This is a genomic window from Amniculibacterium aquaticum, from assembly GCF_003852705.1.
Taxonomy (GTDB): domain Bacteria; phylum Bacteroidota; class Bacteroidia; order Flavobacteriales; family Weeksellaceae; genus Amniculibacterium; species Amniculibacterium aquaticum.
This window is the reverse complement of record NZ_REFA01000006.1, coordinates 78,206-101,895: the sequence shown is the minus strand read 5'-3', so window position 1 is coordinate 101,895 and position 23,690 is coordinate 78,206. Positions and strand designations below refer to the sequence as shown.

Annotated in this window: 23 protein-coding genes and 3 tRNA genes; 10 read left to right on the top strand and 16 right to left on the bottom strand. The window is 37.5% G+C overall.

Annotated elements, in window-relative coordinates; genetic code table 11:
• Position 1: 1 nt before the first annotated feature.
• The 4 genes from EIY84_RS04220 to hemL all read right to left on the bottom strand — a co-directional run bounded on the left by EIY84_RS04220 (position 2) and on the right by hemL (position 4,089).
• Complete coding sequence (locus tag EIY84_RS04220) at positions 2-583, bottom strand: IS1096 element passenger TnpR family protein (RefSeq protein ID WP_124640663.1); 582 nt, start codon at positions 581-583, stop codon at positions 2-4.
• Between the two features lie 234 nt (positions 584-817).
• On the bottom strand, positions 818-1,879 hold the full coding sequence (locus EIY84_RS04215; RefSeq protein WP_124640662.1) for a sensor histidine kinase: 1,062 nt from the start codon (positions 1,877-1,879) through the stop codon (positions 818-820).
• Between the two features lie 3 nt (positions 1,880-1,882).
• Positions 1,883-2,572 (bottom strand): response regulator transcription factor, encoded by a 690-nt coding sequence (locus EIY84_RS04210; protein ID WP_124640661.1) that lies wholly within the window; start codon positions 2,570-2,572, stop codon positions 1,883-1,885.
• Between the two features lie 233 nt (positions 2,573-2,805).
• Positions 2,806-4,089 (bottom strand): glutamate-1-semialdehyde 2,1-aminomutase, encoded by a 1,284-nt coding sequence (hemL, locus tag EIY84_RS04205; protein ID WP_124640660.1) that lies wholly within the window; start codon positions 4,087-4,089, stop codon positions 2,806-2,808.
• 178 nt (positions 4,090-4,267) lie between these two features.
• On the opposite strand from hemL, the gene EIY84_RS04200 reads away from it, so the two are divergent.
• Complete coding sequence (locus tag EIY84_RS04200) at positions 4,268-5,041, top strand: DUF3108 domain-containing protein (RefSeq protein WP_124640659.1); 774 nt, start codon at positions 4,268-4,270, stop codon at positions 5,039-5,041.
• Between the two features lie 182 nt (positions 5,042-5,223).
• Here the strand turns inward: EIY84_RS04200 and pheS are convergent, their stop codons facing one another.
• Together pheS and EIY84_RS04190 are read right to left on the bottom strand one after the other, a co-directional pair.
• Positions 5,224-6,234 (bottom strand): phenylalanine--tRNA ligase subunit alpha, encoded by a 1,011-nt coding sequence (pheS, locus tag EIY84_RS04195; protein ID WP_124640678.1) that lies wholly within the window; start codon positions 6,232-6,234, stop codon positions 5,224-5,226.
• 137 nt (positions 6,235-6,371) lie between these two features.
• On the bottom strand, positions 6,372-7,031 hold the full coding sequence (locus EIY84_RS04190) for a YceI family protein (protein ID WP_124640658.1): 660 nt from the start codon (positions 7,029-7,031) through the stop codon (positions 6,372-6,374).
• A gap of 76 nt (positions 7,032-7,107) precedes the next feature.
• Between EIY84_RS04190 and EIY84_RS04185 the strand changes: the two genes are divergently transcribed.
• On the top strand, positions 7,108-8,043 hold the full coding sequence (locus EIY84_RS04185; protein WP_124640657.1) for a sulfate/molybdate ABC transporter ATP-binding protein: 936 nt from the start codon (positions 7,108-7,110) through the stop codon (positions 8,041-8,043).
• A gap of 92 nt (positions 8,044-8,135) precedes the next feature.
• On the opposite strand, the gene EIY84_RS04180 is transcribed toward EIY84_RS04185, so the two are convergent.
• The 3 genes from EIY84_RS04180 to EIY84_RS04170 all read right to left on the bottom strand — a co-directional run bounded on the left by EIY84_RS04180 (position 8,136) and on the right by EIY84_RS04170 (position 8,421).
• A tRNA-Lys gene (locus tag EIY84_RS04180) sits at positions 8,136-8,208 on the bottom strand.
• Between the two features lie 35 nt (positions 8,209-8,243).
• Positions 8,244-8,326, bottom strand: a tRNA-Leu gene (locus EIY84_RS04175).
• A 22-nt stretch (positions 8,327-8,348) separates the two neighbouring features.
• A tRNA-Lys gene (locus tag EIY84_RS04170) sits at positions 8,349-8,421 on the bottom strand.
• A 102-nt stretch (positions 8,422-8,523) separates the two neighbouring features.
• On the opposite strand from EIY84_RS04170, the gene EIY84_RS04165 reads away from it, so the two are divergent.
• Positions 8,524-9,036, top strand: a complete 513-nt coding sequence (locus EIY84_RS04165; protein WP_124640656.1) for a shikimate kinase — start codon at positions 8,524-8,526, stop codon at positions 9,034-9,036.
• On the opposite strand, the gene EIY84_RS04160 is transcribed toward EIY84_RS04165, so the two are convergent.
• A complete protein-coding gene (locus tag EIY84_RS04160; RefSeq protein WP_124640655.1) occupies positions 9,033-9,479 on the bottom strand; it encodes an RNA-binding S4 domain-containing protein in 447 nt (148 codons plus the stop codon). The genes EIY84_RS04165 and EIY84_RS04160 overlap by 4 nt on opposite strands.
• Positions 9,480-9,539: 60 nt before the next feature.
• On the opposite strand from EIY84_RS04160, the gene EIY84_RS04155 reads away from it, so the two are divergent.
• The 3 genes from EIY84_RS04155 to rplT all read left to right on the top strand — a co-directional run bounded on the left by EIY84_RS04155 (position 9,540) and on the right by rplT (position 11,141).
• A complete protein-coding gene (locus EIY84_RS04155; protein WP_124640654.1) occupies positions 9,540-10,268 on the top strand; it encodes a hypothetical protein in 729 nt (242 codons plus the stop codon).
• 203 nt (positions 10,269-10,471) lie between these two features.
• Positions 10,472-10,669 carry a 50S ribosomal protein L35 gene (rpmI, locus tag EIY84_RS04150; RefSeq protein ID WP_114304469.1) on the top strand — a complete coding sequence of 66 codons (198 nt, stop codon included), beginning with the start codon at positions 10,472-10,474 and terminating at the stop codon, positions 10,667-10,669.
• Positions 10,670-10,796: 127 nt separating this feature from the next.
• Positions 10,797-11,141, top strand: a complete 345-nt coding sequence (gene rplT, locus EIY84_RS04145; RefSeq protein ID WP_124640653.1) for a 50S ribosomal protein L20 — start codon at positions 10,797-10,799, stop codon at positions 11,139-11,141.
• Positions 11,142-11,211: 70 nt separating this feature from the next.
• Here the strand turns inward: rplT and EIY84_RS04140 are convergent, their stop codons facing one another.
• The gene (locus EIY84_RS04140) at positions 11,212-12,405 is read right to left on the bottom strand and encodes an exo-beta-N-acetylmuramidase NamZ family protein (RefSeq protein WP_124640652.1); all 1,194 of its coding nucleotides are present in this window, start codon (positions 12,403-12,405) and stop codon (positions 11,212-11,214) included.
• A gap of 4 nt (positions 12,406-12,409) precedes the next feature.
• Between EIY84_RS04140 and EIY84_RS04135 the strand changes: the two genes are divergently transcribed.
• A complete protein-coding gene (locus EIY84_RS04135) occupies positions 12,410-13,639 on the top strand; it encodes an ABC transporter permease (protein ID WP_124640651.1) in 1,230 nt (409 codons plus the stop codon).
• 267 nt (positions 13,640-13,906) lie between these two features.
• On the opposite strand, the gene EIY84_RS04130 is transcribed toward EIY84_RS04135, so the two are convergent.
• Positions 13,907-15,751, bottom strand: coding sequence for an alpha-L-fucosidase (locus tag EIY84_RS04130; protein WP_124640650.1), 1,845 nt, complete (start codon positions 15,749-15,751; stop codon positions 13,907-13,909).
• A 123-nt stretch (positions 15,752-15,874) separates the two neighbouring features.
• On the opposite strand from EIY84_RS04130, the gene EIY84_RS04125 reads away from it, so the two are divergent.
• A complete protein-coding gene (locus tag EIY84_RS04125; protein WP_124640649.1) occupies positions 15,875-16,858 on the top strand; it encodes a PLP-dependent cysteine synthase family protein in 984 nt (327 codons plus the stop codon).
• Between the two features lie 208 nt (positions 16,859-17,066).
• Here the strand turns inward: EIY84_RS04125 and EIY84_RS04120 are convergent, their stop codons facing one another.
• The 4 genes from EIY84_RS04120 to EIY84_RS04105 form a co-directional block, all read right to left on the bottom strand.
• Entirely contained in the window at positions 17,067-17,846 is a 780-nt protein-coding gene (locus EIY84_RS04120; protein ID WP_124640648.1) for a zinc ribbon domain-containing protein, read from the bottom strand.
• 3 nt (positions 17,847-17,849) lie between these two features.
• Complete coding sequence (locus EIY84_RS04115; protein ID WP_124640647.1) at positions 17,850-18,947, bottom strand: Nif3-like dinuclear metal center hexameric protein; 1,098 nt, start codon at positions 18,945-18,947, stop codon at positions 17,850-17,852.
• A 15-nt stretch (positions 18,948-18,962) separates the two neighbouring features.
• Positions 18,963-19,583 (bottom strand): hypothetical protein, encoded by a 621-nt coding sequence (locus EIY84_RS04110; RefSeq protein WP_164472012.1) that lies wholly within the window; start codon positions 19,581-19,583, stop codon positions 18,963-18,965.
• Positions 19,584-19,661: 78 nt separating this feature from the next.
• Entirely contained in the window at positions 19,662-21,290 is a 1,629-nt protein-coding gene (locus EIY84_RS04105) for an acyl-CoA carboxylase subunit beta (RefSeq protein WP_124640645.1), read from the bottom strand.
• 362 nt (positions 21,291-21,652) lie between these two features.
• On the opposite strand from EIY84_RS04105, the gene EIY84_RS04100 reads away from it, so the two are divergent.
• Entirely contained in the window at positions 21,653-22,534 is an 882-nt protein-coding gene (locus EIY84_RS04100; RefSeq protein WP_124640644.1) for a DMT family transporter, read from the top strand.
• A 29-nt stretch (positions 22,535-22,563) separates the two neighbouring features.
• Complete coding sequence (locus EIY84_RS04095; RefSeq protein WP_124640643.1) at positions 22,564-23,649, top strand: putative type IX sorting system protein PorV2; 1,086 nt, start codon at positions 22,564-22,566, stop codon at positions 23,647-23,649.
• The last annotated feature ends 41 nt before the right edge of the window (positions 23,650-23,690 follow it).

The following is a 23,690-nucleotide window of genomic DNA, read 5'->3' as shown; positions in this document are numbered from 1 at the left end:
CTTAATCGTTATCATCATCTTCATAGAAATCATCGCCATAGCCATCGTTTTCTTCATCATCATCAAAGCTGTCGTCATCTTCATCTGAAAAATTAGAATTTTCAAAATCATCAAATCCAAAATCATCGTCCATCAATGGCATTGCTGATTTTTTTGATTTGGATGTGGCACCGGATTTCCCTGGAGCTTTCATCGGTACATTTCCGAATCTAAATACCGTAATGGGATAGTTCACTGCTGGTTTTTCATCGATTACCTCGATCAACTCACAGAAAAATTCCCAAAGGTCGATAAATCCATACTGAAACTGAGCCTTATCACCAACTTTTTCAAAAGCTTCGGACAGATATACATCCGACATAATTTCCGCATCACCTTCATCGCTCATGTCTTCCAAAGGAACCGTTTTGGTTATGGTACCGTCATTTTCGATTAAATTAAATGCTGACAACTCTTCTCCTTGCAGGCTAAAAGCAGATTTAATACCCAAATGCAAGTTCCAAAGTGTCTGTTTTTCTTTAATTTCGATGTCTCTGAAGATGTCATCTTTGGCGTCTAAAATTACCCTTATTTTATAAACCATTCTCTTGTAATATAATTTGTTTTACTTTAGTTTTTCGGCTACAAATATAAAACAATTGAGAGTGGACAAAAAAGTATTTATCCCTGTTTTTTTCAAAAAAAAATGTTTACATTTCGCTCTATTTCAAAGGATTTTAAACTCTGTTAACGGTTGGTACGAAAAATTTATCTTTAGCCAAAGAAAATTATAAATCGTTATAATTTCTTCAAAAAACCAATCTTTTATTTTGAATTATTACGGATAAGAATTAGGAATTTTAGAGTCTAAAGACCGTGGTAATGAAAATGTAAAAACTGTACCTTCCAGATAGATGCTTTTTACTGAAATATTCTCGTGATGTGCATCTAAAATATGTTTCACAATAGCCAGGCCCAATCCAGAACCGCCTTCTCTCCTACTCCTGCTGCTCTCCACACGATAGAATCGTTCGAAAATCCTGGATAACAATTCGGGTTTTATTCCCATCCCGTTATCTTCTATACCAATATTCACTTTAGTACCTTGAAGTTCTACGATTGCCGTGATGGTTGCATTTTCTCGGTTAGAATAATATACGGCATTGGAAATTAAGTTGATCAGTACCTGAAAGATTTTCTGTTTATCGGCTTTTACCATAACTTGTTGTGGTGCAATTAGATTAAACTTTGCTTGGGTCTTTGATGCTTCCCAATCCAAAAGATCAAAAATTTCTTGAATCATGGAGATTAGATCAAAACTAGAGATATTGAGTTCTATTTCTCCGGTTTCAAATTTATTGATCATGTCCAAATCAACTACTATGGCCAATAATCGTTCCGTTAGGGTATTGATTCGTTCTAGGTATTTGTCCCGGATATTGATGTTTTCGACCCCTCCATCCATTAGGGTTTCCAAATATCCTTGAATGGAGAAAAGTGGGGTTTTCAGTTCGTGAGAAATATTCCCCATGTATTCTTTTCTATAATTCTCCATGGATTTCATGGTATCGATTTCATCGGCATTTTTCTGGCTGTATTCAGATACTTTTTCACCAAGCGTTCTCAGATTCATCTCTTCTTCTTGATTGATTATTTCATCCGGCAGAATGGTGGAAATTCTTTTTATCTGTCTTTTTCCATAGAAATTAAACAAGAGTTCTAAGACCAAATAGTTGGCAGCCATCATCATCATAAAGCTTAGAAATAATGAAGTGTACATCGCAACTCCTGTTTCTTGAAGCCGGTCTTTGGTAAGGTCAAAAACCAAAGCCACCAACAGCATGATGGTGGTGAGCAAGACCGAGGCTAGAAAAGTAAGTCTGTGAAACTTGAATTTCATTGATTATTTGTTTTGAACCAACACCAATTTGTAACCAATACCTTTCAGGGTTTGTATGGATTCCATACCCAATTTTTCTCTCAATCTTCTTACATGTACATCAATGGTTCTTTCGCCAACCACCACTTCGTTTCCCCAAACTTTATCCAAAATTTCGTCTCGTGTAAAGACTTTTTCTGTATTGCTTGCCAAGAGATACAGCAAATCAAATTCTTTTTTGGGCAGTACAAAATTTTGTCCGTCTTGGGTTACCTTGAAATTGTCTTTATCGATTAAAAGTTTGCCAATTTTTATATTTTTAGTAGCTTCAGCAACCTGAGAGGTCAGTTTTAACAAGGCATTCACCTTAGAAATCAAAACTTTTGGTTTAATGATTTTCACGATATAATCATTGGCTCCGGCGTTATAACCTGCTAATTGAGAGAACTCTTCTGATCGAGCAGAAAGAAAAACAATTAAAGTTTTTTGCAATTCTTTTATTTGTCGGAGTTCTTCACAAGTTTCTATTCCGTCTTTTCCGGGCATCATGACATCCAATAAGATCAAATCCGGCAACACTTCCTTAGCTTTTTCAATACCTTCAATACCGTTTTGTGCGGTATGGACTTCGTATCCTTCTTTTTCTAGATTATAGGAAAGTATTTCTAGGATATCTTGTTCGTCATCTACCATAAGAATTTTTTTTCTGTTCATCTACAGTCGGTCTTAGTTTACAGTTTATTAAAATCAAAAGTTTCATCAATGTTAATTTCCTTTTATCCGAAAAAACATGAATGAACCCCTCAATTGACTTTTCAAAAATAATGAAAATATATTTCGGTATTGTGCTTTGTTTTATTGTTCATGTATTTTTAACATTGGAAGGTTTTTGTTCATTTAAAATTAAAGAAGGCTTCCTAAAAAGAAAGCCTTGTGTTAAATTTGTATTAAGAATATTGGAATTTTCGGATGGCATCCAATGTTTTTTCGATTTCGACATCGTTAATGGCATGCGAAATAAACCAAGTTTCGTAGCCACTTGGTGGTAGATAAATCCCCTGAGAAAGCAATTGGTGGAAAAAATTATTAAAAAGCGGATGATTGGCTTGCATGGCTTCATCAAAATTAGAGACTTTGTTGGTATGAAAGAAAACCGACATCATGGATCCTTTTCTGTTGATGCGGTGTCCAATGCCTTTTTCATTCAAAATTTTTCCAATCTCAAAATCCAAAGTTTCCGTTGTTTTCTCTAATTTATTATAAAAATTTTCATCATTTTTAATAAGCTGCAGCGTGGTCAGTCCGGCTCTCATTGCCAAAGGATTACCGCTCAGTGTTCCGGCTTGGTACACGGCACCTTTAGGAGCCAGGTGATCCATAATTTCGTTTCTAGCAGCAAATGCACCCACCGGAAGTCCACCTCCAATAACTTTTCCGTAGGTTACGATATCGGCTTTCACACCCAAGGCCTCTTGTGCCCCACCAAAAGCCAAACGGAAGCCCGTCATTACTTCGTCAAAAATCAGAAGGCTTTGGTTCTCGTCACATATTTTTCTTAGGTTTTGCAAGAAATTATTTTCCGGAAGTACACAACCCATATTTCCTGCGATGGGCTCTATGATGATGGCTGCTATCTCACCGGAATTATTTATGAATAAATCCTGAACCTGCTCCCAATCGTTATATCTTGCTAATAAAGTATCCTGAGCGGTACCTGGAGTAACGCCCGGCGAATTGGGATTGCCAAAAGTTGCAGCTCCACTACCTGCCTTTATCAAGAAAGAATCCGAATGTCCGTGGTAGCAACCCTCGAATTTTATAATTTTATTTCGTCCTGTAAAACCTCTAGCCAAACGAACGGCACTCATACACGCTTCTGTACCTGAAGACACCATTCGGATTTGGTCGATATTCGGTACATTTCCAATGATGAATTTGGCAATTTCCGTTTCCAATTCTGTTGGAGTCCCGTATGAAAAACCTTTCTCAGCTTGTTTTTTGATGGCTTCTAAAACCTCTGGATGGGTATGTCCCAAAATTGCCGGTCCCCAAGAATTGATGTAATCGACATAGGTATTATCGTCTTCATCGGTAAGGTAAGCACCTTCTGCCGATTTCATAAACAACGGCACACCACCAACCGATTTGAAAGCACGAACCGGAGAGTTGACACCACCTGGAATATAGTTTTGAGCTTCATCAAACAAAGCCGAACTTCTTTGATATTTCATAGTATTTCTTTTCTTTTTTATCTAAAAAATTTGACATGCAAAATTATGAATTTTAAAAGACAAAATAGTAGTTTTATCAGCTTAAAAGACATTTATAAAATAAGTACTGACCACTCCGGCATCAACATCATCGCCATAAAAAAAATACATTGGCAACATTTTTGTTAATTTTGCATTTATGAAAAAGATTTTTAGCATTATTACTCTTATGATTTTTGGACTATTATTCTCCCAAAAATTAGACAACATACAATCCGGTGAAGTCCTGAAATACCGCATCCATTACGGCATCTTAAATGCGGGAACTGCGACTCTAACGACACAAAAAACCACCTTTCGCGGCGCACCCCATTTCCATGTAAAAGGGGTCGGAGTTAGTACCGGTTTGGTAAAAACTTTTTTCCCGGTAAACGACATCTACGAAAGTTTTATGGACTACAACACCGGTTTGCCAAGTTACTACATCCGAAATGTGAAAGAAGGCAACTATACCCAACATTTGGAAACCAGCTTCAACCACGACAGTCTTTTGCTTTCTTTAAAAGATAAAGAAAAACCAAACACGCCGGCAAAAATATTGAAGTCTGTAAAAGGAGTGCAAGACATGCTTTCGGCTTTTTATTACCTGAGAAGTTTTGATGCCGGCGAGATAAAAGTTGGAAAACACTTTAACCTGAATGTTTGGATTGATGACGAACTTTTCCCATTCCAACTAAGAGTGGTAGGCACTGAAGATGTGAAAACCAAATTTGGAAAGATTAACTGTCTAAAAATTATACCCTCGGTGATGAGTGGACGGGTTTTTAAAGCTAAGGAAGGGGTAACCCTTTGGGTAACCAACGACGGCAACCACATCCCGGTATCCATAAAAGCTGAACTTGCTGTTGGTTCTCTGAAAGCCGACATCAGCGGTTACGAAAATGTAAAATACCCGTTAAATTTTAGAAAATAAAAATGAAGCTGCCCAAATTGAGCAGCTTCTTTTTTTTTTTGAGAAAAATCTTTTCCTTTTGTTGTAGCCCGGATGGGAGCGGCATCCTTTTGTAAGCGATGGGACAAGCCCAGGCACAAAAGATACAGCGGACAGCCGGTACTGCATTTCTAAAAAAACGAAATTGTGATGCTCCTAAAAAATTATAAAGCACCGAATTGTTGTAACATCCTTTTATCGTTTTCGAAGAACATACGGATGTCGCTCATTTGGTACAGCAACATCACGATTCTTTCTATCCCCATTCCGAAGGCGTAACCTGAGTATTTATCGGCATCGATATCCACATTTTTCAATACGGCAGGATCGACCATTCCGCAACCCATAATTTCTAACCAACCGGTTCCTTTGGTGATTCTATAATCGGTTTCCGAGTTCAGACCCCAATAGACATCGACTTCGGCGCTGGGTTCTGTAAATGGGAAATACGAGGGACGCATACGGATTTTGGATTTCCCAAAAAGTTCGGTGGTGAAAAATTGTATGGTCTGTTTGAGATCTGCAAAACTTACATTTTCGTCGATGTACAAACCTTCGATTTGGTGGAATATACAATGCGATCGGGACGAAACGGCTTCGTTACGAAACACCCTTCCTGGGGAAAGTGTACGAATGGGCGGTTGGTTGTCCTTCATGTGACGGATCTGTACCGAAGAGGTGTGTGTCCTAAGTAAAATATCCGGATTTTGCTCGATGAAAAATGTGTCCTGCATGTCTCTTGCAGGGTGATAATCGGGCATGTTGAGTGCTGAGAAATTGTGCCAATCGTCTTCTATTTCCGGGCCATCGGCTACGGAAAATCCTATGGATTTAAAAATCTCTATAATTCGGTTTTTCACCAAGTTGATGGGATGTCTAGACCCCAACTCCAACGGAAATCCCGGCTTGGTAAGGTCTTCTTTTTCTAAGATGATGTTGGATTGGCTGGCTTCTTTCAGTTCGTCCAACTTGGTTGCTACAGCTTGCTTTAGGGTATTGATTTTTTGTCCGAATTCTTTTTTCTGTTCGTTAGGAACGGATTTGAAATGATCAAAAAAATCATTTAATATTCCTTTTTTTCCAGAAAAACGAATTCTGAATTGTTCAATCTCTTCTTTGTTGGTACTGTTGAAGTTGTGTACCTCCAACAAATGCGCATCAATCTTATCTAACATAGCTAAACTCATAGGATGGCAAAATTACAAAAAAATACGACGCTTTTCCATGAATTTTACAATCTATTGTCGTATTGAAAAAAAAATCTGTTTTGTCCGTGGACAAAACAGATCATTTTATTTTATTGTACCAAAATTTATTTTGTTTTGGCTTTGATTAAAACTTGTACATTGACATCGTTTTTAATCATTCCGTTGGCTACTGGGATTTGGAATTTTACCCCGAAATCTTCTCTTTTTATGTCGGTTGGCTCCGTAGCTACCGTTACCACACCGTCTGCAACGGATACATTCGCATTAAATTTGATCGGTTTGGTTATGCCTTTCATGGTCAGATTGCCTTCCAATACCGTGTTGTAATCTGCATTTCCTGTTGCATCGCTAACCTTTGTAATTTCGTAAGTGGCTGTTGGATACTTTTCTACTTCAAAAAAATCGCCGCTCTTCAGGTGTCCTTCTAGTTTTGCTTTTTGCTCGGCATCATCTTTAAGATCCACATTTTCTAGACTGGTAACATCGGCAACAAATTTTCCGCTTTCTAGCTTATTGTCTTTTACGGTCAACTCTCCACTTTGGAATTTAATGGTTCCGAAATGGCTGGTATTTTCAGATTTAAAAACCTTATACCCTTTCCATTCAATTTTACTTTCAACCACATCCACAAGATAAGTATCTCCGTGTTGGGTTGTGGTTACTTCTTGGGTTTCGCTGGTCAATGGCTTATCGTTTTTACATGAAGTAAAAACAGCTGCACACAGCACAATTGCCAAAACCGGGTTCATTAACTTTTTGTTCATCTTTTTGATTTTATTATTTTAGCGAAACTAAGCAATATTTCCTTAATTCTGCTAAATTTTATCTTATTTTTGTGGTATGTTATTAAAAATCAATCAACTTTACTTTTCATATACTCCGAACAAACCTTTGTTCGAAAATTTTAATTACGAAATAGAATCCGGAAAAATCATTGCCTTGGCTGGAGAAAGCGGCTGTGGAAAATCGACCTTATTGAGCCTAATTTACGGCTTATACGATTGGGAAAACGGTGAGATTTTCTTGGAAGATCAAAAGTTATATGGACCTAAGAAAAACTTAGTTCCCGGTGAAAAAGAAATGAAATTTGTAGCTCAGAACTATGATTTGATGCCTTATTCCACGGTTTACGACAATGTTGGTAAATTTATTTCGAACATCAACCTTGCGCTAAAACGAGAAAAAGTCTTGGAATTGCTTACCATAGTAGGTCTAGAGGATTATGCTGATGAATTTCCAAAAAACCTGAGCGGTGGACAACAACAAAGGGTTGCGATAGCCAGAGCGCTTTCTGTAAAACCCAAACTATTGCTTTTGGACGAGCCGTTCAGTAACTTGGATTATTCTAGAAAAATTATTCTGAGGGAAAAACTTTTTAACTATGTTAAAAAAGAGAACATATCGTTGCTAATTTCAACACACGAAATCCAAGAAATCATGCCGTGGTTGGATCAGATTACGGTTATAAAAGATGGAAAACTGATACAAAATGACAATCCAAAAAACATGTACCAGAACCCTAAAAGTGAATATGTAGCTCGATTGATGGGCGAAGTAAATGTTTGGACCGAAGATGAGAGAGTGGAGTTTGGACTTGAAAAGAAATTTTATTTTCCGGAAGAGATTCAGGTTTCTGAAGAAGGGCTGGACGCTTTGGTGATAGAAAGTCGATTTGCCGGCAGCCATTATTGGAACAAACTGTTGTGTAAAGGAAAAACGATTGTATCGTATAGTACAAACTCCATAGAAGGAAACACTAGAATAACGATTCGCTAGGATATAAAATGAAATCCCGCTCGTAAGAGCGGGATTTCAACACCAAATCACAAAATATTAATATGAAAAAAATTTACTTTTCAGCAAATTAGTGACCTGGCTGGGATTCGAACCCAGGACCCATACATTAAAAGTGTATTGCTCTACCAGCTGAGCTACCAGGTCTTTGAATTTTGCAATTCAAAATATTTTTGTCTGTGTGCCTGCGACTGGACTCGAACCAGCACATCCTTAGGAAACCACCCCCTCAAGATGGCGTGTCTACCAATTTCACCACACAGGCATTTGCTTTCGCAAATAGTAAGTGACCTGGCTGGGATTCGAACCCAGGACCCATACATTAAAAGTGTATTGCTCTACCAGCTGAGCTACCAGGTCGGCCACTTTGTCATCAGGATTAGTTCCTGTTTTAAAGTGGTGCAAAGATACAGCTTTTTTTTATATCTCAAAATTTTTTGTGAAATTTGTCAAAAAAAAATCATGATTATTTCTCTACTAGGCTACATGGGAAGCGGTAAGACACACATATCCAAACTCTTATCCGAAAAGAAAAATTTTGAATTAATTGACCTTGATAAATTCATTTCTACAAAAAACAAATGCAGTATTGCTGAAATCTTTCAGAACAAGGGTGAATTGTACTTTAGAAAGCTGGAAAGACAGGCATTGGAAGAGATCTTAGCCAGTGGAAAAGATCTTGTCTTGAGTTTGGGTGGTGGTACTCCTGCTTATTTTAACAACATGGAGATCATCAATCACAATTCTACATCATTCTTTTTACAAACTTCCGTAGGCCAACTGGTCGAACGACTTTTGAAACAAAAAGAAAAAAGACCATTAATTGCTAATATTAATGATCTTGATTTACCCGAGTTTGTTGCAAAGCATCTCTTCGAGAGAAATCCGTATTATACCAAAGCACAGTTTACCATAAACACCAATGCTAAAGAAGCTACGGCTATCGTAGATGAAATACTTTCTAAAATGGACTAATCCTCTACATCATCTTCCAAGGAAGAGAAGAAACTGTCCCAATTGGTCTCTTTCTCTTCTTCGGAATCTGTTGAGTGATCCGCAGAAACATATTCTTCAATATCCCTTCTGTCTTTTTTAGTTGGCCTTCCTTCTCCTTTTGCACGATAGTAATTTTGCTCCATTCTTCTCAGCTGAAGCATCTCGTATTGTTCTTTCTCCGTTTTATCAACGATATAGTCCGGTACCAATTTGGCTCCTACTCTACTTTTAGGAATATCCAAAACTTTAATCGTATAATCGATTTGATTTTTCCGAATTTTTATAATTTCCCCTGGCTTCACCTCTCTTGATGCCTTTACAACATGCTCACCAATAGACACTCTATTCTTTTTTATTTCTTCAGCAGCTACCGTTCGGGTTTTATATAGCCTTACGCTCCACAAAAATTTATCAATTCTCATATTTTTTTATACTTTTGTCCAATTATAAAATTAAAAGCAAATATTTACAACTCAACAAAAATGAAAAAATTATTTCTATATAGCATCATGTTTTCGGTTGCTCTTAGTTCTTGCAGAAAAGACGAAACCGTAGAAACTTACAAAGAGCCTGAAGACATTGCTACTCAAAACTATTACGATGACGAGGCTGCTAAAAAATTCATGACGGAAAACTACTTGGATGCACAAGGCAACATCAAAGCATTTGATGCCAACGACACCTCTGACGACAGCAATACTTCTTTGGCAAACATGAACCCACAAACCCTTCCCGGCTCTGGAGTTATCTACATCGTGAGAAACAATGCACAACCCAATCCCGGTACAAGCATTGGCAATACCGATGTTATCAGAATCATGAACAAAGGACTTGGATATGTAGCCATGAGCGTTGATGGAGTTATTAAATATTCATCTCCAGCAGCATTTGTAAATACCATACAAGGAAATGGTGTACCACAGATAGACCCAATGTATTATTATGTGAAAAATGCAACCATGACCGCTTCCGGTAAAAGCAGATCGTACTACGAAATGGAAGGTTTCCAAGAGGGGATACGAAAATTTTTGGCGTACAACATTCCGGATAGTGACAACTACAACCTACAAGGCGTCATCATTGTTCCTTCTAGGTCTGCATTTGCCAGAGACAACCATTACCCGTATCAAAATGTAAACTGGAGAAACCGTTCTTTTGTTTTCAACTTTCAAGTTTATAAAAGTAGCGCAAGACCTGCTGACCAAGAATAACTTGAACTAAAATTAATATATCGTGAGCCGTACTTTTGTATGGCTTTTTTTATGGTTTTAAATGGAATAAAAACTGAAAGTTTGGTTTAACAAGTGAACATATTCGATTTTAATAAATTTTTGTTGAACACAAATTATTAACAATCAATAAAAAATTGTACTTTTGCAAACTCATTGATAACAAAAACAAAAAAAGCAAGACAATGCCAAAATTAAAAACTAAATCAGGAGCTAAGAAGCGTTTTGCTCTTACCGGAACCGGAAAGATCAAAAGAAAAAATGCTTATAAAAGCCACATCTTGACAAAGAAAGAAACTAAGCAAAAGAGAAATCTTACGCAAACTTCTTATGTTGCTACTGTGGACGAGAAAAGCGTTAAGCGTCAATTAGCGATTAAGTAGTTTTTATAAATCCATATCGGTTTATAAGAATTCATCAAACAATTCAATTAAAAAGTTTAACCCGGGATTAGAGCACCAAAGAGTGATAAAATAATTACCGCTCAATTCCAAAAAACAACAACAAATTATGCCAAGATCAGTAAATGCCGTTGCTTCTAGAGCACGCAGAAAAAAAGTAATGAAGCAGGCTAAAGGTTTTTTCGGTAGAAGAAAAAATGTTTGGACTGTAGCTAAAAACGCGGTTGAAAAAGCTATGCAATATGCTTACCGCGGAAGAAAAGAGAAGAAAAGAAACTTCAGATCTCTTTGGATCACGCGTATCAACGCTGGTGCTAGAGAGCACGGAATGTCTTACTCTCAGTTCATGGGAGCTCTTAAGAAAAACAACATCGAATTGAACAGAAAAGTTCTTGCAGACCTTGCAATGAACCACCCTGAAGCTTTCAAAGCTGTTGTAGATCAAGTAAAATAATTCGTAATCTATTTGTTATCAATAAAGAAACCCAAGCTTATGGCTTGGGTTTTTTACTATCTTTCATCGTCTAGTCTTGATAGATAATGTATTTGGATCTTATTTTCTCAAAATCGTTCAAGTCTTTTTGCCAAGATTCTTTTATTTCAAGAGCCGATTTACCCGATATAATTTGCTTCCTCAACTCATCACTTCCTGCCAAAGTATCAAAAAACAAATTCTTTAGAAAGAAATCTTGCGCCGGATTTTTATAATCCCTGTACGCTTTGATCAACCATTGCAAATCCAAAGATCTAAGCTCTGTAGTACCTCTAAGATCTTCGCCATAACAAAGTTTCCCATTCAAGAAAGGGTCTTTTGCGCCGGCATTGGGTTTGGGAGTAAACTGAAAAGGGAAATCCTTGGTCCACGGTGACCCATACACCTGAAAAGGGAAATGGGTACCACGACCAACAGAAACTTGAGTACCCTCGAAAAAACAAAGGCTGGGATACAAATTAATGGATAAGTCGTTGGGTAAATTTGGAGACGGCTTATCGGATATTGGATAACGCATTTTTTTATGGTAATCCTTCATTGGGATCAAAGTATAATTCACTTGAACACCATTCTTCAACCATTTTTCGCCATTTACCATTTTTCCGTACTCGCCAATGGTCAATCCATACACTACAGGAACGGGATGCATCCCTACAAAAGAAGTCCATTTCTGTTTCAGAACGGGACCATCAACATATCCATCGTGTGGATTGGGTCTGTCCAAAACCATCACTTCTACACGGTTCTCGGCACCGGCTTCCATAACCAAAGCCAAAGTCGAAATGTAGGTATAAAACCTAACGCCAACATCCTGAATATCGAATAAAATGACATCCAAGCCTTTTAGTTGCTCGGCATTTGGTTTTTTATTTTTTCCGTACAAGGAAACAATTTGGATTCCTGTTTTGGCATCTACCCCATTTTTCACATGTTCTCCAGCATCAGCATCTCCACGAAAACCGTGTTCGGGAGCAAAAATGGTTTTAATATCAATGTTATTTTTCACCAAAAAATCCACTAAAAAAGTACCGTCTTTCAGCTTGCCGGTTTGGTTGGTTACTACTGCAATGGTCTTGTTTTGAAGCATGGGCAAATAAAGTTCTGGACGATCTGCTCCGGCGAGATAACAAGGATGGTCTTTGTTTATTTGAGCTTTAACCGAGCCAAAACTCAAAAAAATTAGGCAAATAAGAAGTAAATTTTTAATTTTGAAGTTTAAATTCATACGATTGAAATTTCCATTATATTTTTCTAGAAAAATTGCACGATCCAAAGATAACAAAAATACACTCTCCAGAGTGATTGTCCTAATTGGTCGAATTTCTGTAGCTTTAGGCATCATCGTTTCTCTAATCACCATTGCTACCGGTTTGGGATCTAAAAAAGCCATCCAAGAGCGGGTTGCCGATTTTAGCGGACACATTACGGTAAAATCTACCCAATCCAACGCTTCGTTCAACACATCGGTTTTGGACCAACAGGGTTTGCAATTGCAAAAAATAAAATCCAACCCTGATGTTGCTGCCACGCAATCTTTTGCGACGGTAACCGGTATTTTGAGAACCAAAGATAATTTTTCAGGAATAATTTTCAAAGGCATTGCCGAGGATTTTGACCACCAGCGATTCAAAAAATTCTTACTCAAGGGAGAAACTCCAAAAATTGATGGCAAAGGGTACAACAACGGCATAACCATTTCCAATAAAGTTGCCAACGACCTGCACCTGAAAGTTAAAGACAGTATTGTTGCAATCTTTTCTAAAGCCGATCAAAAGCCCATATACAGAAAATTCGAAATTGTAGGCATCTACAAAACCGATATAAAAATGATTGACGACCAATTCATCTTGGGCGACATCAACCATGTCCGTAAAATTTTGGATATGGACAAAAAGGATATTGGTGGTTTGGATATTTTTGTGAAAGACATCAACACCATTGACAAGGATTTCCCGGTTATTGAAAAGGAAATTGGCATAAAAAATTATGCAGAAAAAGCGACTGATAAATATCCGATGATCAAAGACTGGATCAATCTTTTTGATAATTATATCGCCATCATCATCACCTTGATGTTGGTGGTGGTCATCATTAACATCATCATGGTATTGTTGATTTTGATTATCGAAAGAACCAACTCCATCGGTGTGTTGAAAACTTTAGGCGCCAACAACAGCCAGATCCGTACCATTTTCATCAATTATACTTTATTGATCATGGTTCCGGGACTGCTCTACGGAAATCTAATCGGTTTGGGACTCTTGCTTTGTCAGAAATATTTTGGCTTGATTCGACTGAACCCTGACAACTATTATGTGAGTACTGTTCCTGTTGATTTGAATCCCATTTACATTATTTTTATTTCATTAGGAATATTAATGGTTGCTGCACTTGCCTTGGTAATCCCGAGTTATTTGATAAGTAAAATTTCGCCCGTGAAATCCATCAAATACAATTAAAAAGTAAAACCTGCAATCTTAATAATATACAAATGATTCGAAAAACTGAATGTCTATGGGAGAATAGGACAGGTCGCTCCTCTGGAGCTTTATTTTTACTGCTTAATTTTTTCTATTAACAGTAGGTCACTCCGAGACCAAAGCTGCTCCGATAGGAGTAAAACTGTTAATAGTTAATATTTATTTAAGATAGTTAATCTCCATAGGAGCGACCTATTAATTGTTTATATTTTCATCGGACAATAATGTTTTTTAATTTCATTCAGATTACAGATTGAACTCCAAAGCGCCGTGACTTTCTCGATACAGATCCAAAGGTTTGTCCAACAAAATGGCAATAACCGTCATTTGCTTATCCAATCGGTCTTCCGGAACATCGATGTACACAATTCCCGGAATTGGGCTCCAATACAATTTGTTGTAAATATCGTGCGACAGCATGGTCCCCTCTCCCACAATACGAATTCTGGAAATTGAGTTTTTCAATCCTTTCAGTGCGATGGGTCCGTTGGGTTTGCCATCTACAAAAAGATACAGTGTTTGTTTGTCTTTAGAAAGCGCCGACAACCCAGAATAATGTCCAGATGGCATTCCTTTTTCGGTATCGTACAAAACTTCTGTATGTTTTGACACCCAATCCAAAGTAATAGGATTGGTATTTTTAAACTTTGAAAGATGCTTTACATCACCATCAACTGAAATTCCTGAATTTTTAAACAAATTCGTACCAGAATTTAATTTATAGGCAATAGAATAAACCGCATCTTGAGAATTATTTTGTTGTAAAACACTTTGCAAATCTGATTTTTCCAGTTCAACATTTGGCTTTAGTTTCAGGCTTTCATTAAAATTAACCGTCAACACGGTAGCATCTTGATCAAAAGAAATTTTGGAAACATCCAAAACGGCATTACCAAAAGAATCCTGCTGAAACGGTACAGGTATTTCTTCGGAATCGGCTGTGGTTACGGAAATTATTTTAGAATCTATCCCGTACAATCGAACTTTATTTTTCTTTTCTTCCAAATACAAAAACAACTTTTCTCGATTTTTAGACAACGCCGATTTTCCTATAAAATACTCAGGTTCAATCCCTCTTTGAGTTGCATAAATTGACTGGCTGTATTTCTTGGTCCATCTTCCTAGGTTTTTCAAAATATCCACTTGTTGTTGCGGTAGGGTTCCGTCTTCTTTTGGACCTATATCGATTAATAAATTCCCACCCATAGCGACAACATCGGCCAGGGTTCTTACGATCATGTTCGGGCTTTTGTAATGCAAATCATACGGTTGATACCCCCAAGAATCGTTCATGGTATAGCACAACTCCCAATATTTGGATTGAGGCGCCAAAACCGGGATTCCTTGCTCTGGAGTTTCATAATCGCCGTAATGGTTAAGTCTGGAGTTGATGATGATGTTGGGATTGTATTTCTTCAACAAATCTGCCGTTTCTTTGGATTTCCATTCATCGGCACTGTGCTCCCAATCGCCATCAAACCAAAGGAGATCCGGTTGGTATTGCACCGAAATTTCACGGAGTTGATCTTGATAATATTTCACAAAATTATTCCATTTTTCAGGCTGATCCTTGAGTTCATATCGTTTTCTTAATCGGGTTTCTACATCGTAATTCGGATGGCTCCAATCGGGCAGCGAGTAGTACAATCCGGTTTTCAGTCCGGTTGTTTTCAAGGATTTCACAAAAGGACTCAAAACATCTTTTTTGGCTGCAGCATCTTGGGTTGTGGTGATGGCTTTATCGGCTTTAGAGTCCCAAAGCGAAACTCCATCATGATGTCGAGTTGTAATGACAGCATATTTAGCACCTGAATTTTTAATTAATTTCGTCCATTGCTCAGGCTGATACTTACTTGCTGTAAAACCACCCAATTGTTTCATATAATTGGGATGACTGATGTAATTGTTGAAAAAAGCCCACGATTCGGCAATTCCGTTTACCGAATAAATCCCCCAATGGATGAAGATGCCCAATTTAGCATCTCCAAACCAATCCATTTTATCCGAATGGTCAACTTTATTTCCTTGAGCATAAAACACAGAATTACAAACGATTGCAAGTCCAAAAATCGAGTGAGACAACTTTTTCATATTTCTAAAAAATTAGCGTCCTAAAAATACTAAAATATACACAATATCTCAGATTACAACACCGTTCAAAACGATTATCATGGATAAAAGAAGTATATTTGCAAACTTTAATTTTTATTGATTATGAAATACGCAAATAACATACTTGAAACCATTGGAAATACACCATTAATTAAACTGAACAAAGTTTTGGGCGAAGACTTTCCAGCCTTGGTATTGGCAAAGGTAGAAACCTTTAACCCCGGAAATTCTGTAAAAGACCGTATGGCTCTGAAAATGATTGAAGATGCCGAAAAAAATGGAAGCCTCAAGCCCGGCGGAACCATCATAGAAGGTACCAGTGGTAATACCGGTATGGGATTGGCATTGGCCGCCATCATCAAAGGATACAAATGTATTTTTGTGACCAACTCCAAGCAATCCAAAGAAAAATGCGACATTCTAAGAGCAGTGGGTGCCGAGGTTATCGTTTGTCCAACCGATGTTACTCCAGACGACCCAAGATCTTATTACTCTGTCTCTAGAAGATTGGCCGAGGAAACGGAAAACGGATGGTATGTCAACCAATACGACAATCTTTCGAACCGATTGGCGCATTATGAGCAAACCGCACCAGAAATTTGGGAACAAACAGAAGGAAAACTTACTCACTTTTTGGCCGGAGCCGGAACAGGAGGGACCGTTACCGGTTGTGGTAAGTTTTTTAAAGAGAAAAATCCAAATATAAAAGTTTTAGGAGTTGATACTTATGGATCCATCTTGAAAGAATATCACGAGACGGGAGAGTTCCACCCGGATCATGCCTACACCTACATTACCGAAGGTATTGGTGAAGATATTATTCCGCAAAATTATGACATGTCTGTCATCGATCATTTCGAGAAAGTAAGCGATAAAGACGGTGCCGTTTACGCCAGAAAACTGGCTAAAGAAGAAGGAATTTTCTGCGGATACTCTGCAGGATCAGCCATTTCGGCATTGGTACAAATGAAAGATCAGTTCACCCAAGACGATGTTGTTGTTGTCTTATTGCACGATCACGGCTCTCGTTATGTTGGTAAAATTTACAACGACGAATGGATGAAAGAACAAGGATGGTTGGACTAATTCCAAATCATTCATCATAAACGATAAGAAAGCCGACTGTTAGGGTCGGCTTTCTCATTTTCATCTTGTGTTTTTATGTTCTTTAGAAAAAAATTCATGACAAAGGTAGATTGATTTCCAAAAAACACAACAGGAAAACCACCCTTTTTGAGTAATAAAAAAGTCCAAGTTTTCACTTGAACTTTTTTTCATTTATAAATAATAGAAATTAGAATTTAATAATATCCATCATTTTTTGATCTTCTTCAATCACCAATTCGTCATCCACAAGGATTTTCCCACTGTGCTCATCGATGATGATTTTCTTTCTTTGAGCAATTTCCATTTGTTTTTGAGGAGGCAAAGTAAAGAATGAACCTTTAGGTGCACCTCTTTCTAGACCTACAACTGCCAAACCGTTGGAAGAATTGGTTCTAATTCTGTTGTATGAATTTAACAATCTCTCATCAATTAGTGTGCTGAATTCTTTTGACTTTTCGATCAAGAATTCTTCTTCTTTTTGAGTTTCAGAAATCAAACCGTCCAATTCGGTTTTCTTGAAGTTTAAGTGGGTTCTTAGTCCTTCAATTTTAGTATTTAGTTCTTCCAAAGATTCTAGCTTGTGTGCTTTTCTAGCACCCGCTTCTTTGATTCTTTTTTCAGCCAATTGGATTTCCAGATCTTGGAATTCAATTTCTTTATCTAGGGCTTCAAATTCTTTGTTATTTCTAACGCTATCTTGTTGCGATTTGTATTTTTCGATTAACGATTTAGCATGATTGATCACTTCATTTTTCATCTTAATGTCGTCATCTTGTTGCTTAATTTCGTTTTGAAATTTCTCTGTTCTTTTCTCAAGACCTTCGATTTCGATTTCCAAATCCTCTACTTCAATAGGCAATTCTCCTCTTGTATTGCGGATTTCATCCAATCTAGAGTCAATAATTTGAAGATCGTATAATGCTCTTAATTTTTCTTCAACAGAAATTTCTAAAGTTTTTTTAGCCATATTTTATAAAAAATAATTTACGGGATTGGTATTCTCGTTTGTTTTCAAGATTGCAAAGTTAGGAAAATTTTCTGACAAAATTTCAAATAATTGTTGACAGACAAATCGTTCTGACTCAAAATGGCCAATGTCACAAATGAGCATTTTATTTTCGGCCAAAAAGAAATCGTGGTACTTGACATCGCCAGTGATGTACACATCGCATTTTTGAGACAATGCCTTCTTGATCCCACTAGCTCCGCTACCACCCAAAACACCAATGGTTCTTACTTTTTTTCCTATTAAATTGGAATGACGAATGAGTTTCAATTCGAATTTTTCTTTCAAAAAATTCATAAAATCGACCTCGTCCATCGCTTCTTCCAATTCCCCAAACATTCCCAATCCTTGGTACTGATTTTCATTTTCTAAAGCATAAATTTGATACGCGACTTCTTCATAAGGATGTGCTGTTTTTGCAGCTTGAAGAATAGAAAATTGTTTGTACGATTCGAAAATTACAGAAAGGGCAACCTCTTCGGTCTGCTCTCTGAGACCTATTTTCCCACTGTACGGGTTGCTCCCATCCAAAGGTCTGAAAGTTCCTTGTCCAGATACCGAAAAACTGCATTGATCGTAAAATCCAATATGCCCGGCACCAGCCGAAAAAAGAGCCTCTTTCACCACTTCGATATGCGTAAGCGGAACATGAACAACCAATTGTTGCAATGCTTGAGTTTTTGGCACCAAAATCTGCCTATTTTCCAGACCCAAAGCCTTACAAATTCCATAATTGACCCCGAAAAAATCGTTATCGAATGCCGTATGAATGGCATAAATTGCAATTTTATTTTCGATGGCTTTTATTACGGCTCTTTCTACATAATTTTTCCCGGTCAACGATTTTAACCCCGAAAAAATAATGGGATGAAAACAGACCACTAAATTGGCATTTCTTTCAATGGCTTCATCCACAACGGATTCCAAAGCATCGTGGCAAATTAAAATTCCTTGGATTTCTCGATTCGGATTTCCACACAACAAGCCGACATTATCAAAATCTTCTGCTTGTTGCAAAGGAATTATGGATTCTATTTTAGAAATTATTTCTTTTAAAATCATAAACAATTATAAAATTTACTTTAAAACTTTCCAGAAACTCTCAGGATAAGTTTTGGAAAATTTTCGGGTACAAACGGTCGAATTGATGATCAATCGGACCTCATTAATTGGGTTGGCTACGGAATAATCCACATTCGGAACACGACCTTCAAATCTTTTTTCGTCACCTTGTTGATAGCGTACCACCCACTGATAAGTCAGATTTTTGGAACTGTCATTGGGAACAAAAATAATTTGGTTGTCGGCATACCTCAACTCTTTAAAATCGTTGATATCGATATCGCAATTCAAAATTTTTGTGGTTGATGAAGTTCCGGTAACTGAATTTCCTTCAATCACATCAATACTTTTGTTGCATTGTACCAAGCCGTTATTGGTCAGCATAGAGAGGGTAAGCGTTACCCTTCCTACGCGCAAACCTTTTACTTTAACCTCATTGGTTTTGTAATCAGAAACGATTGTCGCATCGTTGGTACTGCTTACCGACCATTGATAACACTCTTTGCATTGCGCCAACTGATCTACCGTAAACGATTCTTCTTGAGACACATAAATTGTAGATTTACCGTTGATAAAACACTGAGCTTCAACCCAATGAAACATACTTAATAGAAATAATACAAACAGCTTTTTCATAATATTTGTGTTTAAAAGTTTTCATTTTTTCACTTTCTATCTTTAAGTTTCATCAACAAAAGTCAACATCCAACGCTATCAAACCTGAATAACTCCCAAATTGAATTTTTCGGTTATTGGAGCATGGTCGGCAGCCTCTATCCCCATGGAAATCCATTTTCTGGTATCCACTGGATTGATGATGGCATCGGTCCAAAGACGCGCTGCAGCATAGGTTGCTTCGGTCTGTTTTTGATATTTTTTTGAAATTTCGTCCAAAATAGCATTGTGCTCTTCTTCAGAAATAGTTTTTCCTTGCTTTTTCAAAGTTGCTTCTTGGATCTGTGCCAGAACTTTTGCTGCTTGAGCTCCACCCATCACGGCCAAATCTGCCCAAGGCCAAGCAACGATTAATCTTGGATCGTAGGCTTTACCACACATGGCATAATTTCCGGCACCGTAAGAATTCCCGGTGATGATGGTGAATTTTGGAACCACAGAGTTGGAAACGGCATTTACCATTTTCGCTCCGTCTTTGATGATTCCGCCGTGTTCGGACTTGCTACCCACCATAAATCCTGTAACATCTTGTAGGAAAATTAACGGAATTTTTCTTTGATTGCAATTGGCGATAAATCGTGTGGCTTTATCGGCAGAATCCGAATAAATCACACCACCAAATTGCATTTCACCTTTTCCACTTTTCACCAATTTTCTTTGGTTGGCAACGATACCAACGCTCCAGCCATCGACTCTTGCAGTACAACAGATAATGGATTTTCCGTAATCTTCTTTGTATTCTTCAAACTCAGAGTTATCCACCAAGCATTTGATGATTTCGTAGGTGTCGTATTGCTCGGCTCTGGACACAGGCATTATCCCATAAATATCTTCCAATTTTGCTTTTGGCATTGCAGGTTCAACACGGTCAAAACCTGCTTTATCATAAGATCCGATGGACTTCATGATGTTTTTTATCCTATCCAAAGCATCTTTATCATCTTTAGCTTTATAGTCGGTAACTCCGGACACGGAACAATGCGTTGTGGCACCGCCCAAGGTTTCGTTATCGATACTTTCTCCAATAGCTGCTTTCACCAAATAACTACCTGCCAAGAAAATAGATCCGGTCTTGTCCACAATCATAGCTTCGTCGCTCATGATCGGCAAATAGGCACCACCGGCAACGCAAGATCCCATCACGGCAGAGATCTGAACAATTCCCATGGAACTCATTTTGGCATTGTTTCTAAAAATACGCCCGAAATGTTCTTTGTCCGGGAAAATCTCGTCTTGCATCGGAAGATAAACACCGGCTGAATCTACCAAATAAATTATGGGTAAACGATTTTCCATGGCGATTTCTTGAGCTCTAAGATTTTTCTTTCCGGTAATCGGAAACCACGCTCCCGCTTTCACAGAGGCATCGTTGGCCACGACCAAACATTGTTTTCCAGAAACATAGCCCATCACAACAACTACACCCGCACTTGGGCAACCGCCGTGTTCTTTGTACATTTCGTAACCGGCAAAACCACCAATTTCTATTGAATCCGAATTTTTATCCAAAAGATAATCAATTCTTTCTCTTGCGGTCATTTTCCCTTCATCGCGGAGTTTTTGAAGTCTTTTCTCTCCACCACCTTTTTTAATTTCTGTAAAAATCCTATTGATTTCTGACCACTTCAGTTTATTTTGATCTTCTCTTTTGTTGAATTCTAAGTCCATAAATTAGCTTTATTTTTTATGCATTAAAAGTACGATTTTTTTGAATGAAGCAAAAACGATCCTTCACATGAAAATAACCTACTGAAAAACAATATTTTATTTATAAATACTTTAACGCTCCTTAACATTTTTATAATACAATCTTTCTCTAATTTTGTATCGAGGATTTAGGATAATAACACAATCTTATTTTTTCGATTTCCTAGTTTAATTTTTAATAGTTTATTATTTGAAGATCCCGAAGGTGAATAACTTTCGGGGTTTTTATTTGGGAAAATAAACATTTCCGTTCTTTAGCTTTGATTTTTGTAAAACGAAAAATGGATTTGTAGCTTTGCAAAATATTAAAATTCAATTCCATCATGCTGAAAACAGCACTTTTTAGATTACATTTTATTGTTTTTCTTTGGGGTTTCACAGCCATTTTAGGAAAACTCATCCATGCCAATGCCGATGTTCTGGTGTTTTACAGAATGCTGTTGGCAGCAGGTTTTTTGTTTGTTTACATACGATTCTTCAAAAAAGACAGTCTGAAAGTTTCCAAAAATCTTTTCATCAACTTGGCGATTATTGGCGGATTTATGGCGTTGCATTGGTACTGTTTTTTTACCTCTATAAAAGTATCCAATGTATCCATTGCACTGAGTTGTCTTTCTTTGTCCACCTTGTTTGCTGCGATTTTAGAACCCATAATTTTCAAAAGAAAAATAGATTTATCAGAAATCATCATGGGCATTGTGATTGTCATTTGTATGGGCATGATTTTCAATACCGAATTTCAACACAAAACCGGAATTATTTACGGAATTATTTGTGCCTTTTTCGGAACGGTGTTCTCCGTCTTAAACGGGAAAATATTTGGTAAAACCAGTGCGGGAAATATTATTTTTTATGAAATTTTTAGCGGTTGGGCATTGCTCTCCATCTTCTATTTATTCTCCGGTCAGATTTTCCATTTCGATCAGATTTCTTGGTCCGATCTAGGTCTCATCACCTTACTGGCAGGCGTTTTCACAGCTTTCCCCATGTTGGAGTCCGTACAATTGATGAAGTACATTTCGCCTTTCACACTCATCCTGACGGTCAATTTAGAACCCATCTACGGCATCATACTCGCATATTTTATCTTTGGACAATCCGAACAGATGAGTCCCATTTTTTACATCGCATCAGCCGTGATGATCTTGGCGATTGTGGTAAACGGTGTTATAAAAGCAAAAAAACAAAAACAATTAAATGCATAATCTCTTATATTTGTATTTTTAAGATGAATATGAAAAAAATAATTGCGGGAATCTTTGTTTTTTCACAAATTTTTGCAAATGCACAAATTATCAGAAAATATTCCAATGAATTTCTAAATATCGGTGCTGGCGCTAGAGGTATCGCCATGGGTGGAGCCGTAATCTCCAACCAAAACGATGTCTATGCTCCCATGTGGAATCCGGCAGGTCTCAATTTTATTGAAAAAGATTGGCAAGGTGCAGCCATGCATGCCGAATATTTTGAAAGCATTGCCAAATACGATTATCTTTCTTTTGCCAAACCTTTGGACAACGGAAACGGTGTTATCGGGATTTCCCTTATCCGTTTGGGTGTAGATAACATCCTGAACACCACTCAAATGATTGATCCAGAAGGAAATATAGACTACGACAAAATTACAAAATTTTCACAAGCGGATTATGCCGGGATTTTCTCTTACGCCTTTAGTCCTGGCGGCAGCCAAAACCTTAATGTGGGGGTTAATGCCAAATTAATTTACAGAAATGTAGGAAAATTTGCCAACGGTTTCGGTTTCGGATTTGATGTGGGTGCTTTGTACCAATCGGATAACGAATGGAATTATGGCATCACGGTAAAAGATGTCCTGACTACGGTCAACTTTTGGAATGTCAATCAAAAAGAACTATCGACCATTGTAAACGGTGAAGAATTCAACCCGGCTCCAAAAGATAAAATGGAACTGACCATGCCAAAACTGAATGCCGGTATGAGTAAAAATTTTGAAATCAATAGAGATTTAGAACTTTTACCGGAGGTCGGCATCAATGTCGATTTTGCGAAAACAGCAGCGGTGATTTCTACCAGCTTTGCGAGCATCACACCGTATGCAGGTGCCGAATTGGCCTATCAAAAAATGATTTTTGTCCATTTGGGAGTCAATCGTTTTCAGTCCATCACAGACATTGAGGATCTCAGCAGAAAAGTATCTTTCCAACCCAGCGGTGGTATCGGTATAAAATACAAAGGTTTAGAGTTGGATTACGCCATATCCAACAGCGGAATTGGAGCATCCAATTATTTTTCAAATTTCTTTTCTTTAAAATTGGACATGAGCGTTTTCCGATCAAAATAAAATTGCCCTGCCAAATAAAATAAGCAAAACCAATGCAAAAA